A 16,936-nucleotide genomic window follows, 5' to 3' on the forward strand; every position below is an offset into this window, starting at 1 on the left:
TCAAACCGCCTAATCTACTCAAATTTCCTTTCGAATATCCACTACACAACATCATCTATTATTCTTTGATTTAGAGGAAATTCTTATTATGTCTCATCTTTCGGTTGCAAAATTCGGTGGAACCAGTGTAGCAAATTTTGATGCAATGACGTCTTGTGCCAATATCGTGACAACAGATGCAAACACACGTGTTGTGGTACTTTCTGCATCAGCTGGCGTAACTAATTATTTAGTAGAATTGGCAAACGGTTGCGAAAAAGAACGCCGTGACGAAATTTTAAATGCAGTGCGTACAATTCAATATAACATTATTGAAAAATTACAAAATCAAAGCGAAATTTCTGCTGAAATTGATGAATTATTACAACATATCAGCGCATTAGCCGAATCAGCAAGCCTTGCGACATCTAACGCATTAACCGATGAATTAATCTGTCACGGTGAAATGATGTCTACCAAAATTTTCACTCAACTTTTAAAAGAACGTAATTTTCCGGCAGTATGGGTGGATGTGCGTGACGTTGTAGCGACAAATAGCAATTATGGTAAAGCGGCACCAAATGATGAGAAAACACAACAACAATCGGATGCAGTAATCAAGCCGTTAATTGCGACAGGCAATGTCGTGATTACCCAAGGTTTTATCGGTAGAGATGATGAAGGCAAAACAACCACATTAGGGCGTGGCGGTTCAGACTACTCTGCCGCACTATTAGCCGAAGTATTAAATGCGAATGACGTATTAATTTGGACGGATGTACCGGGTATCTACACAACCGACCCGCGTGTTGTGCCGAACGCACAACGCATTGATACGATGGCATTTAACGAAGCGGCTGAAATGGCAACTTTCGGCGCTAAAGTATTACACCCTGCAACCTTATTACCGGCTGTACGTAGCAATATTCCTGTGTATGTAGGTTCAAGCAAAGCACCGGAACAAGGTGGCACTTGGGTAACTCGCGATCCACAACCGCGCCCGACTTTCCGTGCTATTGCGTTACGTCGTAACCAAACTTTATTAACGCTTTCCAGCCTTTCAATGCTACACGCACAAGGCTTTTTAGCTAACGTGTTTGCAATTCTTGCAAAACACAAAATTTCAGTAGACGTGATTACCACATCGGAAGTCAGCGTTGCATTAACCTTAGATAAAACCGGTTCGGCATCGTCAGGCGCAGATATGTTATCCAAAGAGCTACTGGATGAATTAAACGCTTATTGCCACGTACAAGTGGAAAACGATCTCGCGCTTGTTGCGATTATCGGTAACAACTTACATACCCAAGCTGGTGTGGCAAAACAGTTATTCCATACACTTGAAGGCTTCAATATTCGCTTAATTAGCTATGGTGCAAGTACAAACAACGTGTGTACCTTAGTGAAAAACGAAGAAGCAGATGAAGTGGTTCGCTCACTGCACGCAGGTTTATTCGAGTAATTACATCCGTAAATAAGCGGTCGAATTTGCAAAATTTTTTACAAATTCGACCGCATAATCACCTTATAAAAGGCTTGAATACTTATACTATTCAAGCCTATTTTTTAACTTAAAATTCGCCCATCTTTTAAAACTAAAGTACGATCGCAAAGATATTCCAAAGTTGCCAAATGATGTGTAATAAATAAAAAACTCATTTTAAACTCAGTCTGTAACTGTTTTAATAAACGTAAAATCTGCATTTGGTTAATGGTATCAAGGTTACTCAGTACCTCATCCAATATAATTAATGATGGCTGAGTAATTAATGCTCGACATAGACAGACACGTTGAGCTTGTCCACCAGAAAGCTGATGTGGAAGCGCATCTAATAAATCTAGCGATAACCCGACTTTGGGCAACCATCGCTTTGCTTCCGCTCTTAAATATTGTTGTTTACTGAGAATAACCAATGGCTCCGTAACCGCTTTCCAAACTGGAAAATAAGGATTCAATGAGGATAAATAATCCTGAAACACAACGCTAATATGTTGCTGGCGTACTTTGGTTTGTGCTATCGGTTGACCATTCAATAAAATACGTCCTTGATCCGCCTTTTCGACCCCACAAATAAGCCGTGCAAGCGTACTTTTGCCCGAACCGCTACCACCAATCAATCCTACACTTTCGCCCGGATAAAGTTTAAAACTGATATGCTGTAAAATCGCAGTATATTCTCTGGCAAATAAGCGGTGGGATTTGGGGTAAGATTTACAAATATCAGTAAGTTCTAAAAGCGGAACCGTTGTACTTATTACTTGATCCGTATGTCTGGTTACTTGTGTCAAACTTTCTGCATAATGCAATAATTCTTGGCTAATATGATGAGTTAAAACGGGTGTCTGCTCCGCTATATTCCGCCATTGTTCAACAATTTTCCCTTGCTCCAATACAGCAATTTCATCCGCTAATAAATGCACTAAATGCAAATCGTGACTGATAAAGAGCAATGATGATCGTTGTTTGAGCTTCAGAAAGAGTGGTATCAATGCTTGCTGTGTCGCAAAATCTAAAGAAGACGTTGGCTCATCTGCAATGATTAATTCCGGAGATAATGCCATCGTTAATGCAATAACCATACGCTGTAATTGACCACCGCTTAATTGGTTCGGATAACGGTAAAGTAATGTTTTCGGTAGTTCGACTTGCTCAACCATTTGTTCCGCTAACCGCATTCCACTCTCTTTATCCATTTGTAGGTGAAAATGAAAAGTTTCCTGAAACTGATGAATAAGTAGCATAAGCGGATCAAATGCTTGCATTGGATTTTGTACAATTAACCCGATTTTACGTCCCCGTAATTGCTTTAATATTTCAGGCGTTATTTCGCAATTTTTAAACGAAATTCGACCGCTTATTTGTAAGTTCTCCGGTAAAAGTCCTAAAATCGCTTTACTCAATAAACTTTTCCCTGCCCCACTAGGTCCTACTAGTGCTAAGCAATGTTGTTCTTGCAGAGAAAGACAAATATTCATAAGTAAGGGCTTACCGTTTACAGTATGGAGATTGAGATTATCGATCTGCAAAATACTCATCATCACCCTCGTTATTACGTCCAAAATAATCTCGTAAGAAATCACCAAAACTATTAAACGCCATTACTACGACAACAATCGATAACCCTGCCGGCGACATTTGTTCCGGATGCAATACCATAATATTTTTTGCATCCGCTAGCATATTTCCCCACTCAGGAATTGGCGGTTGAACACCCAAACCTAAAAATGACAAGGCTGAAATCATTAAAATTACACTACCGATATCCGCTGTACCTAAAATAACCAATTCAGCCAAAGTGACTGGTAAAAGATGCCGGATCAATAAATGTAAATAGGAAGATCCGACCGTTTTCGCAAATAACACATAATTCTTATGTGTATGCTGAAGTACGATCCCTCGGATCATCCTGGCATACCAAGCCCATTTCACACAGACTATTGCTAATAAAATATGATCAATACCTGCTCCTAATATGCCAACTAAGGCAAGAATCATCACTTCTGCCGGAAATGACAACATGATGTCACAAAGTCGCATCAAAACATTATCTACTTTCTGTCCTAATAACCCAGCAGACATTCCAACTACCGCACCAATAAGTAATGTCACAACCATCGCTATAACCGCATAAAAGACGGTTGTTCTGATACCAAATATCAACCTTGAAAATATATCACGTCCAAGGTTATCCGTACCTAACCAATGAAGCTGGCTTATTGCTTGATATTTTTCCCGTATATTAGTAACGGTAGGATCAAAAGCTGTAATCTGCTCTGCTAATAAGCCCATCATTCCGATTAGGCATAAAATAACGAAGCAACAAAATGCAAATTTATCTTGGTATAACCGCATTAGAAAACGCATTATTTCCATCCTCTCAAGCGAGGATCTAACCATTGGTATAACAGATCAATCAGAAAATTAAAGCTCAAAAATAATATTGCCATTAATAAAATATAGCCTTGAATTATCGGATAATCTCGGGAAAAGATCGCTTGAATACATAACCGCCCGACACCGTTAAGAGCAAAAATATTTTCAATAACGACAGATCCCGCCAATAATTTTGGAATCGACATACCCATTCCAGTCAATATGTTATGAAGTGAATTAGGTAAAATATGACGAAAAATCAACCGCTTGTAGGACAATCCTCTCGCTTTAATATAGTGAGCATACGGCTGTTTTAATTGATAAAGCATTGCACCCTGCATCAAACGGAAATAAGTCCCGATATAACCTAATGCAAGCGTAAATGCTGGTAAAATAATTCCGTTTGTTTGCTGTAAACCACTGACTGGAAACCATTTTAATTGTACTGCAAATCCCCAAATCAATAATAATGCCAACCAATAATTTGGTACAGCTGTGAATACGAATAACACGCCACGAATGAGCTTATCTTTCCATCTATGTAACATAAACATTGAAAGACAAGCCAAGCTGGTAGCCATAAAGATCACAATCATTAATGCAGTAACGGCTAAATAAAGTGTTGTTGGCAATGCATTACATATTTCCTCAATGACCGGCTGATGCGTAATAAACGAATTTCCCAAATCTAAATGTAAAATTCGCCAAAGCCACAGTATATAACGGTATAAAAAAGGCTGATCCAAGCCCAACTCGCTACGTGTTAATGCAATAACCTCTGGTGTTAATTCAATATCATTTATACGTAACACAACCACAGTTGGATCGCTTGGTGCTAAATGGAGTAAACAAAATGCCACAAACGTGATCAATAAGATAAGCGGTGGCATCCATAATAAACGGCGTAAAATCATTTTGAATTAAGGTTGAAAAGACATTTTCTCAAATGGAATTTCGTATTGGGATTGATTAAAAACGACACCCTGTAACCGTTTATTGAATAATGCTTTTGTACGCGAATAAGTTAACGGAATATAAACCGCCTGTTCCGCTAAAGTCGTATAGAGCCGCTGGTACAACGATTGGCGTTTACTTTCATCCGGTGTAATCAATAATTCCGAAATCATACGGTCGATGTCAGCCTTATTAGCTAAACCTTTCTGACCTTGATAATCTGCGTGAGCCGGAATCCGAAACGAAGATACGAATGAAGCCGGATCATAAGGCTTGCCCCATGAAAGTGAATATTGAATATCAAACTCTCCTGATTTTTGGCGATCTAAAAATGCTTGTTTTTCCTCGCCTAAAATCTGTAATTCCACACCGATTCGTTTAAAATCTGATTGGAGTAATTCAGCAATTTCTTTTTCAGCAACATTATTAATATTGTAAGACAACAGCAAAGATAAAGACTTGCCTGCTTTAGTTCGTATCGCCCCAGCTGTTGATTGTATCCAACCCGCTTCATCCAGTAATTGTTGTGCTTTCTGTAAATTGTATGGATAAGTCATCACATTAACATCGCTGTATGGTACATCTTTTGCCATTAATGTATCCGCCACCACTTCACTACCGTTAAAAATGCCTTCGGCAATCGCCGTTTTATCTACTGCATAAGAAAGTGCTTGGCGAACTTTTACATCTTTGGTGATTGCTCGACTTGAATTTAATACTAAAGTACGTGAAGCGATCGGATCACTCAGTAAATGCGTAAAATCTTGAGCGGATGCCAATGTTTGAAAACTTTCCATATCTAACATATCGCCGTCTGCACCAAAAATCAGCTGAACATCACCTTTTTGCAAGGCAAGTAACATCGTCTGGCGGTCCGGAATTACCTGCCATTGCACCGCCGATAAGCGAGGCTGTTCACCCCAGTAATGCGGATTATGCTCAAAACGAGCAAACTCATTTTTGCTATGTGTCTTTAAGATCCAAGGTCCAGTACCAACGTAACTGTTTACCCCATTCTTTGTTTTACCGTTCACAAAAGATTTAGGCGAAATAAAACGAAACGGACGTGTTAAGCCGAGTTCAATAAGCGTTGGGTAATAAGCATTTTTTAGTTTTAGTTCTAAAGTATATTCATCTAAAGCGGTCACTTTTTCGATTTCTTTTACCAATTCTAGCCAAGCATGACGCTGATAATTGTCCAATACCGCTTCAATATTTAATTTTGCCGCTTGTGCATTGAATGATTCGCCGTCACTAAACTTCACATTTTGACGTAACCTAAACGTATAAGTTTTACCGTCCGGTGAAATCTGCCAACTTTCCGCCAACCAAGGCTTTATCCCCTGTTCGGTATTTAGCACTAATGGTTCAAATACCATATTTTGTGCCGCCATTTCGCCGCTATATAGATGTGGATTTATATCTCTAATATCTTTGGTACTGGCATAATCCAAAGTATTATTTACTTGATTTGCCTGACCTAGAAGTGATACACACAACCCCAATCCTAAAAATAGCCCTTTTATTTTTTTCATTTTGTCTCCTTTTCTTATAAAAAATGATAAAAATCAGACCGCTTGTTATTTTTGTGCAACGATCATAAACATTGGTGTAGAAGCACCATTAATTTTTTCTTCTAAATTCCATACAATTTCACTAATCTGTGTATCGATCATTAATTGTCGAAAACCGAGATTTAGTAGTGTTTGAGCATCCCATTGTGGGCGGATAATTTGGCTTAATGGTAATTGACGAGCAATTTCATCCATTTTTTTAGTATTCGGATCAGCATAATGATCAACTACGGCATTTTTTACCGTATTTACTCGATCCTGCTCAAATCCCTTTTGAAATGCCTCATCAAATAAATGTAGATACCAATTAGCATCGAAATTAATTAATCTACCACCTGTTTTTAGTACCCGATACCAATCTTGATATGCTTGCTCCGGTGCATTTAAATTCCAAGTCACATTACGAGTGACAATCAGATCAAATTGCTCATTATCAAACGGAAGTTGATGAACATCGCCTTGTACAAAAGTAATCTCTACATTTGCTTGCTCAGCATTTGCTTGTGCTTTTTGTAACATATTGACTGTCGCATCAATCGCTGTAACTTGATGACCAGCTTGAGCCATTAAAATTGCGAAAAATCCGGGGCCTGTACCAATATCGAGTATTTTGAGGGGGGTATTCGTTTGCGGTGCGTGTGATAGAATCAGTTGTTGCCAAATTTGACTTTTAGAACTATTGAGTTCCGCCAAGTTTTCTTGGCTGTATGTTTCGGCACGATAATTCCAATAGTGTGTAATATCTTGAAGAAGGTGATGATTAAGAGAAAAATCCATTATAAAGTTAAACATTAGCTAAACAGTATGGATTATTATAAAATCTGAAGTTACTTTAGAGTCAAGATAGAATTTTGAGGGTAATAGTGCAAATACACAAGATAACAATGAAAATTGGCGAACTCGCTAAAGTGGTCGGATGTTCTGTTGAAGCAATTCGTTTTTATGAAAAGCAGGGATTAATTACCTCTCCGGCTCGTACGCAAGGCGGCTTTCGCCTCTACACGGAGAATCATTTACAGCAACTTTCTTTTATCTGTTACTGTCGCTCGTTGGATATGTCGCTAAAGGAAATCAAAATGTTATTAAATATTGATAAGCTTGAAGGAGAACAAACAATCGAAGTCCACGATCTTTTAGATCGCCATATCAAAGAAGTCGTAAAACGGATTCACGAACTCGATCATTTACGTTTACGTTTACTCTCACTTAAAAACGAGTTAAATCGCCACACAACTAATGAACATAACTTAATCAGTATGTTATTAGCTCACCGTAACCTACATTTTGTACCGATGAAATAAGACAAAAATGCCGCAAACATTATTGTGGCATTAGTATCATTCTCTAAGTTTTTCAATTTCTCGGCTAAATTCCTCAATATCATCGAAGCTAAGATACACCGAGGCAAAGCGAATATAAGCGACTTTATCTAACTGCTTCAACGCATCCATTGCAAGATTTCCGACTAGTTTACTCGGAACTTCTCGCTCGCCGGTGGATTGAAGCTGAATAATAATTTTACTGATAGCTTTTTCAACATCATCAGCACTCACCGGACGCTTTTCTAAAGCTCGATTTAAACTGATTCGCAATTTATTTGCATCAAACGGTACTCGATTACCGTTATTTTTCACAATATAAGGTACAACTAATTCAGCCGATTCAAAAGTCGTAAAACGCTCTTTACAGCTAGTACATTCACGGCGGCGACGAATTTGGTAACCGTCCGCCGCTAAACGTGAATCAACAACTTTTGTATCCTCTGTCGCACAAAACGGACAACGCATTACGCTTCTCCTTTCTTTTGTTCAAGAAATGTTTTTAATAAATTTTCTGGTGGCGGTGGCATTTGTAAAAAAAAGCCTTGTGTTTGAATCGCTTGCAAAACTTCTTCGTTTTTTGACCGCTTGAGTTGCTTTTCACCATTTAAATTAAATAGCATAACAAATTGCGGCTTACCAAACATTTGGCGTAATACCTCCGGAACGCTATCAAATTGATCTCGTTTTGCTACATAAAGAAACATTCCTTCTCTTTTTGGACTTTTATAAATTGCACAAAGATTAGTACTCATCGTCATAGGCTCCGCCTGTATAGTTATCAAATCTTGAATATTGACCTTGGAAAGTTAAACGCACACGACCAATCGGACCGTTACGCTGTTTACCGATAATAATTTCGGCAATCCCTTTTAAATCGGAATTATCGTTATACACTTCATCACGATAAATAAACATAATTAAGTCAGCATCTTGCTCAATAGAACCCGACTCACGTAAATCCGAGTTTACCGGACGTTTATCGGCACGTTGTTCAAGACTTCGGTTTAACTGAGAAAGAGCGACAACCGGGACCTCTAATTCTTTCGCCAACGCTTTAAGTGAACGGGAAATCTCAGCGATCTCAAGCGTTCGGTTATCAGAAAATGCAGGTGCACGCATTAACTGCAAATAATCCACCATAATCATACTTAATCCACCATTCTCACGATATACCCGTCTAGCTCGGGAGCGTAATTCGGTTGGCGTTAAACCTGAACTGTCATCAATATAAATATTGTTACGCTCTTGCAAAATCGCCATCGTACTAGATATTTTCGCCCAATCTTCATCATCGTGAATCTGACCAGTTCGAATCTTGGTTTGATCCACACGAGAAAGCGAAGCTAACATACGCATCATAATTTGATCCGCTGGCATTTCAAGACTGAAAATTAGCACCGGTTTAGCCGGTTTCTTACGAGGGTTACCGTATTCATCCAGATCATTCGGATCTTCCACATCAACCAGCGAGGCATTTTCGCATAAGTTCATCGCAAAAGTGGTTTTCCCCATTGACGGACGAGCCGCCACAATCACTAGATCTGATGGCTGTAACCCCGCCGTTTTCTTATTCAAATCAATAAAACCAGTTGAAACACCCGTTACGCCACCGTTATTACGGTTTTTTGACAACATTTCAATACGAGCAAGTGTCGTCATTAAAATATCGTCAATTTTTTGTGGTCCTTCATTACCCGCGTTACGCTTTTCCGCAATTTCAAAGACAATACGCTCTGCTTCATCTAAAACTTCTTTTGCATTTCGGCCTTTCGTATGATATGCCATTTCTGTAATTTGATTACCGGCAGTAATCACGCCACGTAAATCCGAACGATCACGTACAATATCCGCATACGCAAGAATATTCGCGGCACTTGGAGTATTTTTAGAAAGCTCGGCTAAATAAGCAAATCCCCCAACATCTTGTAATACGCCTTTATCTTTTAACGCCTGATCGAGTGTAATAATATCAATCGGCTGATTCTGTCGTACCAATTCCACCATTTGTTCGAAAATAGTACGGTGTGCATAGTTATAAAAATCACTTGCCTGAATACGTTCCGCAACATTATCCCAATGATCATTGCTTAACATAATCCCACCCAAAACTGCTTGTTCCGCCTCAATCGAGTGAGGAGAAACAGCAATTTGTTCCACTTGTTTATCTCTCGTGTTTTCTTTATTTGTTGAGTTGTATTCAGGCATATCCATACTCTTTTTTATTCGCTATAACAAGCGGTTAGTTTAACGGAATTTTTTACAAATTGAAATTTGCAAATTTTAAGCAAAAACCAACCGCCTAAATTTTTCTTTACATTATTAAAAATCTGAATAAAATTATTGGGAATCATTTTCATTACATATAAATCTAAAGGAATGAATATTATGTTAAAAAAAGCATTATTCAGCTTAACGCTTGCGGCGGCGCTCACAACTTCCGTATTGGCGAAAGAAGTGACGATTCCAACCGTTCGTGGTGATGTAACCTTTACCCAAACACCGACAAAATTAGCGGTATTTGATGCTGTTGCGATTGATATTTTATCCCACTTAAATGTACCCGTCGCAGGTAGCCCGGATGTAGCAAAAACATTACCTTATTTAAAACCTGCTGTTGAAAAAGCCACAAATATCGGCACGCTATTCGAACCGAATTTAGAAGCATTAAATATGTTAAAGCCGGATTTGATTATTGTTGCAACCCGTTCGGCGACGAAATTAGATGATGTCAAGACTGTGGCAAATGCTATTGATTTAAGTATTCCTACCGATTTAAATACATTACAAGCCGGTTTACGAGAAATTGACTACTTAGGTAAACTATTTGATAAAGAAACGGAAGCCACTAAATTAAAAACTGAAATCGAAGCCTTAATTAAAGAAACCAAAGCGGCAGTAAAAGATAAAGGCAACGGTTTAATTATTATCGTCAATGGTGGCAAAATGTCTGCCTTTGGTAATAAAGGTCGTTTAGGCTGGATTCACTCAGAACTTGAAATTCCAATGGCAATTACTGATGTCGGTAAAAAAGGTACAAGCCACGGTCAACCGGTTTCATTTGAGTTATTACAGAAAGTTAATCCAGATTGGCTATTTGTCGTAGACCGTACAGCAAAGCAATCGGTGAAGAAGGCAAAACGGCAAAAGAAGTATTGGATAATGCCCTTGTTCACCAAACTAAAGCATGGAAAAACAATCAAATTATCTATTTAAGTAGTTCTGCTTATTTAGGCGCCGGTGGTATAACACAAATGCGTGAAGATCTTTCAAATATCAAAAAAGCATTTTCAAAATAATTTATCCTTGTAATTTTAGCTCTTATAAAATGGCACATATTCCATAATATGTGCCATCGTTAATTCAAAACGCCTGCAAAAATAATGCAAAAACTAACCGCTTTAAATTTCACTTTCCTGATTATTCTTTCTCTACTGAGCATTTCAGTAGGTATTGCTGATTTTAATTGGCTGGATATTTTTACACACGCCGATCAAACACAGCTACTTTTTATTAGCCGTTTGCCTAGAACTTTGGCGGTTATTTTAGTGGGAGCAACGCTTGGAATTGCTGGAATGGTACTTCAAATTGTATTGAAAAACCGCTTCATTGAGCCAAGTATGATTGGTGCAAGCCAAAGTGCGGCGGTCGGTATTTTGATCGCCAGCCTTGTTTTTCCTTCGATACCACTTATCGCCAAAATGTCATTAGCAACCGTGAGTGCTTTAATCGGTATGAGCATTTTTATGTTATTGCTACGTAACTTACCGCCACATCAAAAATTAATGGTACCGCTGATTGGTATTGTATTTGGTAATATTATTGAAGCAATAACCACTTTTATTGCCTACGAAACGGAATCACTTCAACTACTTTCTGTTTGGTTTTCCGGTGACTTTTCCGGTGTATTAGCAGGACGTTACGAATTATTATGGCTAACCGCAGGATTAGCTGTACTCATTTATATTATGGCGGATAAACTGAGTATTGCAGGGCTTGGGCAAAATATTAGCACCGGATTAGGCATTAACTACCGCCAAATGACATGGTTTGCTTTAATTGTGGTCGCAATGATTACTGCGGTCGTCGTTGTCACTATCGGACAAATTCCTTTTATCGGCTTAGTCGTCCCAAACATTATTTCTCGCCTTGCCGGCGATAGATTACGTCAAAATTTACCTTCTGTTGCCTTATTGGGGGCTAATTTAGTGTTACTTTGCGATATTATCGGACGCACAATAAATATACCTTATGAAGTGCCGATTTCTACTATTTTCGGTATCTGTGGTACGGTTGTATTTCTTTATTTACTCTTTAGAGGAAAAAATTAATGCGTACCGCTAAAATTTTAATAATATTGGCTCTACTCTTATGTGTAAGCGGTCTGTTTTTTATGACTTTTAACGCTAATGGGAATTGGGATTTTGTATTACCCTTCAGAGGAAAAAAACTGGCATTATTACTAACCATTGCCTATACAATCGGGATATCAACCTTACTCTTTCAAACATTAACGAATAATCCAATTCTAACACCCAGTATTTTAGGTTTTGATTCTTTATATTTATTAACGCAAACTATCTTAGTATTTGTTTTAGGTGGTGTCGGATTTACACAACTGGATACGACCAGTAAATTTAGCATTGAAACTTTACTTATGCTAATCGGTTCTTTGCTACTATTCCGAACGATAAATAAAAACCACAATGATCTCGCTAAAATGATTTTAACTGGTGTGATCTTCGGCGTATTATTTAGAAGTTTAAATAATCTTTTGCAACGAATGATCGATCCTGAAGAATTTGCTGTTGCCCAAAGTGCTTCATTTGCAAGTTTTAATACCGTTAAGCCGACGTTACTGTGGATCAGTATTGTGATCACACTTCTCAGTGCTGTTTGGATTTGGCAACAACGACATAAACTTGACGTACTATTACTCGGTAAAGATCGTGCTATTAGTTTAGGATTAAACTATGTTCAATTTACTCGCCAACTGCTAATTTGTTGTGCATTGCTAGTCGCAATTTCTACTGCTCTAGTCGGTCCGATCTTATTCCTCGGGTTATTAGTTTGTGCGTTGGCAAATGCAATCAGTCCAGTAATAGGACACCATATTCGTATTCCAATAACCTTCTTACTGGCGGCTATTACATTAATTTTAGGACAAGCTATTTTTGAACAATTACTTGGAATGCAAGGTGTACTCAGTGTCGTTATTGAGTTTGTCGGCGGTATTGCGTTTATTTACTTAATCTTAAAACAGAAAAAATAAAATGATCGAAATTCAAAATGTTTCTCATAAAATTGGTTCAGCAACTATTTTAAATAATATTAATTTACATATCCCAAACGGCGGAATTACCGCATTAGTTGGGGCAAATGGTGCTGGAAAATCAACATTACTCTCGCTGATAGCACGCTTACAAACCATTCAAAGCGGTCAAATTTTGGTAAATAATCACAATGTTACCCATACTGATTCTCGAATCATTGCACAAAACCTAGCAATCTTGACTCAAGATAATGTGATTCACAGCCGAATTACAGTCAACGATCTGCTGATGTTTGGACGTTATCCTCATCACCAAGGTAAAATTCGAGCAGAAGATAGAAATATTGTTGAAGAAGCGTTACAACGTTTCGAACTTGAAGATTTAAAACATCGTTTTTTAAATGAATTGTCTGGTGGACAACGCCAACGCGCATTAATTGCCATGACCTTTTGTCAACAAACTAAATATGTTTTATTAGACGAACCGTTAAATAATTTAGATATGTTCCATGCTCGTGAACTAATGCGTCTTTTACGTAAATTAACCGATGAACTGCAATTAACAACAGTCATGGTTGTACACGATATTAATATGGCGGCGTCTTATGCTGATACAATAATCGCTATGAAAAACGGTAGTATCGTGATGAGTGGAACACCAACAGACATTATTACTCAAGAAAATTTAAAAAGTATCTTTAATCTTGATGCTGAAGTTCTCACATTGCATGGAAAACCTCTCGTTATTCATCATATCTAAATCCTCCCCTTTATAAAAAATAATAGCGGTTTCTTTTGACAATTTTTTAGCAAATGGGCCGCTTATTTTTACAATTTTTCATTGCCCATAGTGATATTTCTATTCATATAAAGTAAAATAGATAGGATTTTGTCTGATAGATAAAATCGAGTAAATTTTATTCACAACGGAGATATTTTATGGCAATGAATAACATTTTTGGTTTATTCGCACAATCGCCACTCACTCCACTACAAAAACTTGCTTTTAAAGTAACTGAATGTAGTGAATTACTTGAACCGTTCTTCGAAGCGACTTTTGATAATGATTGGGATAAAGCCGCGGATGTAAGAACACAGATTATTGATTTAGAACGCCGGGCGGATACTTTAAAACGAGAAATTCGTTTAAAACTTCCACGCGGTTTATTTTTACCGGTTGAACGTGGTGATTTATTAGAAATTGTAACTCAACTGGACAAATTAGCTAACTATTCTCGCGATATTTCTGGACGTATTATTGGTCGTCAGTTAGTGATTCCCGAAATAATGCAACCAGCTTTCCGCCAATTCCTTTTCCGTAGTCTTGACTCAACTCGTCAAGTGAGAAAAGTTTTAGATGAAATGGATGAATTACTTGAAACTGGTTTCCGTGGTCGTGAACGCCATTTTGTTAACGATATGATCCTAGAATTAGATCAAATTGAAGATGATACTGATCAACTTCAAGTCAGTTTACGCCGTACATTATTAGGTTTAGAAAAAGAACTTGATCCGATCGATGTTATGTTCTTATATAAATGTATTGAGCGTATTAGTATTTTAGCTGACCAAGCACAACGTGTCGGCTCACGTATTGAACTTATGTTGGCTAGAGCATAAGAAGTAGGAGAATTAACTTAATGGAAATCATTCAACAGCATGGTTCATTATTAATCATTATTACTGCCATATTTGGATTCTTTATGGCTTTTGGTATTGGTGCCAACGATGTATCAAATGCTATGGGAACATCTGTTGGTTCAAGAACAATAACAGCTAAACAAGCGATTTTAATTGCTATGGTATTTGAATTTGCTGGTGCTTATCTAGCAGGAGGAGAAGTAACCGAAACAATTAAGAGCGGAATTATTGATGTATCTCTCTTCAAAGATAAACCGGATTTACTTGTATTAGGTATGATGTCAGCACTTTTTGTCGCTGGCGTATGGTTACTCGTAGCATCTAAAATGGGATGGCCGGTATCAACTACTCATGCGATTATTGGTGCGATTATTGGCTTTGGCTGTCTCACTGTAGGTTCAGAAGCCGTTCACTGGGAAGAATTAGCTGGCATTGTAGGCAGTTGGTTTATTACTCCTGTTATTGCAGGCTTTGTTGCATATTGGATTTTCATCAGCACACAAAAACTTATTTTTGATACCGCTGAACCAATGAAAAATGCCCAAAGATTCGGACCTTTTTATATGGCATTAACTACATTTATTTTAAGTGTAGTGACTATGACTAAAGGTTTGAAACATGTTGGCTTAGATTTAACGACAAATCAAGTGATGTCTATCGCTTGTGGGATTTCTGCCGTAGCAGTAATTAGTTGCTATTTTTATTTCCGTAGTGAAGCATTCGCTAAACGTGCTCAGGGAGCGGCATTTGGTGGTGTTGAAAAAGTATTTAGTATTCTAATGCTTCTTACTGCCTGCTCGATGGCTTTCGCCCATGGTTCAAATGACGTAGCCAATGCGGTTGGTCCTTTATCTGCTGTAGTATCAGTTATTGAAAGTGGTGGATTAATTCAAGAAAAAGCGACTTTAGCACCTTGGATTCTTCCTCTTGGAGCCGCAGGTATTGCGGCGGGTATGCTTATTATGGGTTATAAAGTAATGGGTACTATGGGTACAGGCATTACAGACTTAACACCAAGCCGAGGCTTCTCTGCAGAATTTGCTTGTGCAACTACAGTAGTAATTGCGTCAGGTACAGGATTACCTATTTCAACCACTCAAACTATCGTGGGTGCGATTTTGGGCGTAGGCTTTGCTCGTGGCATTGCGGCATTAAATTTAGGTATTATTCGTAATATTATAGCTTCTTGGGTTATTACTCTACCTGCAGGTGCATTTATCTCTATCATTATTTACGAAATTTTATTAATGATTTTTTATTAATTTTTGAGGAAAAGTATGACTATTCAGCATACTTTTCTTTTATTTTTAGAAAGGACACTACTTATGCTAAAACGAAAGTCAGCTCTATTCGTTTGTTTATTACTTGGCTCAAGTTTACCTGCATTTTCTGCAGACTATATTACCGAAAACCTTAGTACTTATATGCGTAAAGGAGCAGGCGATCAATATAAAATTTCCGGTGCAATTCAAGCCGGAGAAAAAATTACGGTGCTTGATCGTAAAGATCGCTTCGTACTTATTCGTGATAGCAGAAATCGTGAGGGTTGGGTTCTCGCAACAGAAGTTTCTCAAACCGCTAGTCCTAAAGATCTTATTCCTCAATTACAGCAACAAGTTCAAGATTTAAGTACAAAATTAGGCAAAATTGATGCCGATTGGCAACAACGTACTGTTGAAATGCAACGCCGTAGCCAACAGGCAGAACAGCAAAGTAGCCAATTACTTGATCAAAACGCTCAATTAAAGCGTGAACTTGAAATCCTAAAGAATAAAAACCGTGATTTAGAAACAATGCATGATTCAGAAAAACGTGAAATTGTGATTCAGTGGTTTATTTACGGTGGTTCCGTACTGGCGACAGGCTTAATTCTTGGCTTACTGATTCCTTTTATTCTTCCTCGCCGTAAAAGAAGTAGCGGTTGGTCTTAAGCTAATAATAAAGCGGTCACTTTTGCTAGATTTTCAACAAATTTGACCGCTTATATATCTATCCTCCAGCTAATTTTACTTTATAGCCTTTTTGTTCCAAAATTTGTTTCAGTAATTCTCGATTGTCTCCTTGAATTTCAATCATCCCATCTTTTATTGAACCGCCTACTCCACTACGTTTCTTTAATTCAGTCGCCAGTAATTTTAATTCGGTATCATCTAGATCTAAGCCACCAATTACACAAACACCTTTCCCTTTTCTACCACTTGTTTGGCGTTGTATTCTGACAATACCATCCCCCTTCGGGCGCTCTGTCTTTACTTTCTCCGGAACAATTCTGCCCGTTTCTGTTGAATATACTAATGTCATTACAAAAAACCTTAAAAATTAA

The 16,936-nt window shown here is 37.9% G+C and carries 17 protein-coding genes and 1 pseudogene; 9 read left to right on the plus strand and 9 right to left on the minus strand.

The features are described from left to right. The first annotated feature begins 88 nt into the window (after positions 1 to 88). A complete protein-coding gene (lysC, locus tag NYR89_RS03870; protein ID WP_279446417.1) occupies positions 89 to 1,441 on the plus strand; it encodes a lysine-sensitive aspartokinase 3 in 1,353 nt (450 codons plus the stop codon). A 104-nt stretch (positions 1,442 to 1,545) separates the two neighbouring features. On the opposite strand, the gene NYR89_RS03875 is transcribed toward lysC, so the two are convergent. The 5 genes from NYR89_RS03875 to NYR89_RS03895 are packed head-to-tail and all read right to left on the minus strand — an operon-like array spanning position 1,546 to position 7,158. Next, positions 1,546 to 2,955, minus strand: coding sequence for an ABC transporter ATP-binding protein (locus tag NYR89_RS03875; protein WP_279446418.1), 1,410 nt, complete (start codon positions 2,953 to 2,955; stop codon positions 1,546 to 1,548). A gap of 37 nt (positions 2,956 to 2,992) precedes the next feature. Beyond that, on the minus strand, positions 2,993 to 3,844 hold the full coding sequence (locus NYR89_RS03880; RefSeq protein WP_279446419.1) for an ABC transporter permease subunit: 852 nt from the start codon (positions 3,842 to 3,844) through the stop codon (positions 2,993 to 2,995). Further along, the gene (gene opp1B / locus NYR89_RS03885) at positions 3,844 to 4,767 is read right to left on the minus strand and encodes a nickel/cobalt ABC transporter permease (RefSeq protein WP_279446420.1); all 924 of its coding nucleotides are present in this window, start codon (positions 4,765 to 4,767) and stop codon (positions 3,844 to 3,846) included. Before opp1B ends, NYR89_RS03880 begins: the two co-directional genes overlap by 1 nt. Before the next feature lie 6 nt (positions 4,768 to 4,773). Beyond that, complete coding sequence (gene nikA, locus NYR89_RS03890; RefSeq protein ID WP_279446421.1) at positions 4,774 to 6,342, minus strand: nickel ABC transporter substrate-binding protein; 1,569 nt, start codon at positions 6,340 to 6,342, stop codon at positions 4,774 to 4,776. Positions 6,343 to 6,387: 45 nt separating this feature from the next. Next, positions 6,388 to 7,158, minus strand: coding sequence for a class I SAM-dependent methyltransferase (locus NYR89_RS03895; protein ID WP_279446422.1), 771 nt, complete (start codon positions 7,156 to 7,158; stop codon positions 6,388 to 6,390). Positions 7,159 to 7,265: 107 nt separating this feature from the next. Between NYR89_RS03895 and NYR89_RS03900 the strand changes: the two genes are divergently transcribed. Continuing rightward, positions 7,266 to 7,682 (plus strand): MerR family transcriptional regulator, encoded by a 417-nt coding sequence (locus NYR89_RS03900; RefSeq protein WP_279446423.1) that lies wholly within the window; start codon positions 7,266 to 7,268, stop codon positions 7,680 to 7,682. A gap of 36 nt (positions 7,683 to 7,718) precedes the next feature. On the opposite strand, the gene nrdR is transcribed toward NYR89_RS03900, so the two are convergent. The 3 genes from nrdR to NYR89_RS03915 are packed head-to-tail and all read right to left on the minus strand — an operon-like array spanning position 7,719 to position 9,908. After that, on the minus strand, positions 7,719 to 8,168 hold the full coding sequence (gene nrdR, locus NYR89_RS03905; protein ID WP_279446424.1) for a transcriptional regulator NrdR: 450 nt from the start codon (positions 8,166 to 8,168) through the stop codon (positions 7,719 to 7,721). Further along, entirely contained in the window at positions 8,168 to 8,455 is a 288-nt protein-coding gene (locus NYR89_RS03910) for a YcgL domain-containing protein (RefSeq protein ID WP_279446637.1), read from the minus strand. The genes nrdR and NYR89_RS03910 overlap by 1 nt, the downstream gene beginning before the upstream one ends. Further along, positions 8,445 to 9,908 carry a replicative DNA helicase gene (locus NYR89_RS03915; RefSeq protein WP_279446425.1) on the minus strand — a complete coding sequence of 488 codons (1,464 nt, stop codon included), beginning with the start codon at positions 9,906 to 9,908 and terminating at the stop codon, positions 8,445 to 8,447. Before NYR89_RS03915 ends, NYR89_RS03910 begins: the two co-directional genes overlap by 11 nt. Positions 9,909 to 10,088: 180 nt before the next feature. Between NYR89_RS03915 and NYR89_RS03920 the strand changes: the two are divergent. The 7 genes and pseudogenes from NYR89_RS03920 to NYR89_RS03950 all read left to right on the plus strand — a co-directional run bounded on the left by NYR89_RS03920 (position 10,089) and on the right by NYR89_RS03950 (position 16,544). Beyond that, positions 10,089 to 10,999 (plus strand): annotated as a pseudogene (locus NYR89_RS03920) (siderophore ABC transporter substrate-binding protein). A gap of 84 nt (positions 11,000 to 11,083) precedes the next feature. Continuing rightward, positions 11,084 to 12,031, plus strand: coding sequence for an ABC transporter permease (locus NYR89_RS03925; protein ID WP_279446426.1), 948 nt, complete (start codon positions 11,084 to 11,086; stop codon positions 12,029 to 12,031). After that, a complete protein-coding gene (locus tag NYR89_RS03930; RefSeq protein WP_279446427.1) occupies positions 12,031 to 12,972 on the plus strand; it encodes an iron chelate uptake ABC transporter family permease subunit in 942 nt (313 codons plus the stop codon). The genes NYR89_RS03925 and NYR89_RS03930 overlap by 1 nt, the downstream gene beginning before the upstream one ends. A 1-nt stretch (position 12,973) precedes the next feature. Continuing rightward, a complete protein-coding gene (locus NYR89_RS03935; RefSeq protein WP_279446428.1) occupies positions 12,974 to 13,732 on the plus strand; it encodes an iron ABC transporter ATP-binding protein in 759 nt (252 codons plus the stop codon). Between the two features lie 179 nt (positions 13,733 to 13,911). Further along, positions 13,912 to 14,592, plus strand: a complete 681-nt coding sequence (locus tag NYR89_RS03940; protein ID WP_279446429.1) for a TIGR00153 family protein — start codon at positions 13,912 to 13,914, stop codon at positions 14,590 to 14,592. 20 nt (positions 14,593 to 14,612) lie between these two features. Continuing rightward, positions 14,613 to 15,875 (plus strand): inorganic phosphate transporter, encoded by a 1,263-nt coding sequence (locus NYR89_RS03945; RefSeq protein ID WP_279446430.1) that lies wholly within the window; start codon positions 14,613 to 14,615, stop codon positions 15,873 to 15,875. Between the two features lie 63 nt (positions 15,876 to 15,938). After that, positions 15,939 to 16,544 carry a TIGR04211 family SH3 domain-containing protein gene (locus NYR89_RS03950; protein ID WP_279446432.1) on the plus strand — a complete coding sequence of 202 codons (606 nt, stop codon included), beginning with the start codon at positions 15,939 to 15,941 and terminating at the stop codon, positions 16,542 to 16,544. 58 nt (positions 16,545 to 16,602) lie between these two features. Here the strand turns inward: NYR89_RS03950 and yciH are convergent, their stop codons facing one another. Further along, positions 16,603 to 16,914, minus strand: coding sequence for a stress response translation initiation inhibitor YciH (gene yciH, locus NYR89_RS03955; RefSeq protein WP_279446433.1), 312 nt, complete (start codon positions 16,912 to 16,914; stop codon positions 16,603 to 16,605). Positions 16,915 to 16,936: the final 22 nt, after the last annotated feature.

Origin of the sequence: Actinobacillus arthritidis, from assembly GCF_029774155.1 — a bacterium.
GTDB lineage: Bacteria > Pseudomonadota > Gammaproteobacteria > Enterobacterales > Pasteurellaceae > Actinobacillus > Actinobacillus arthritidis.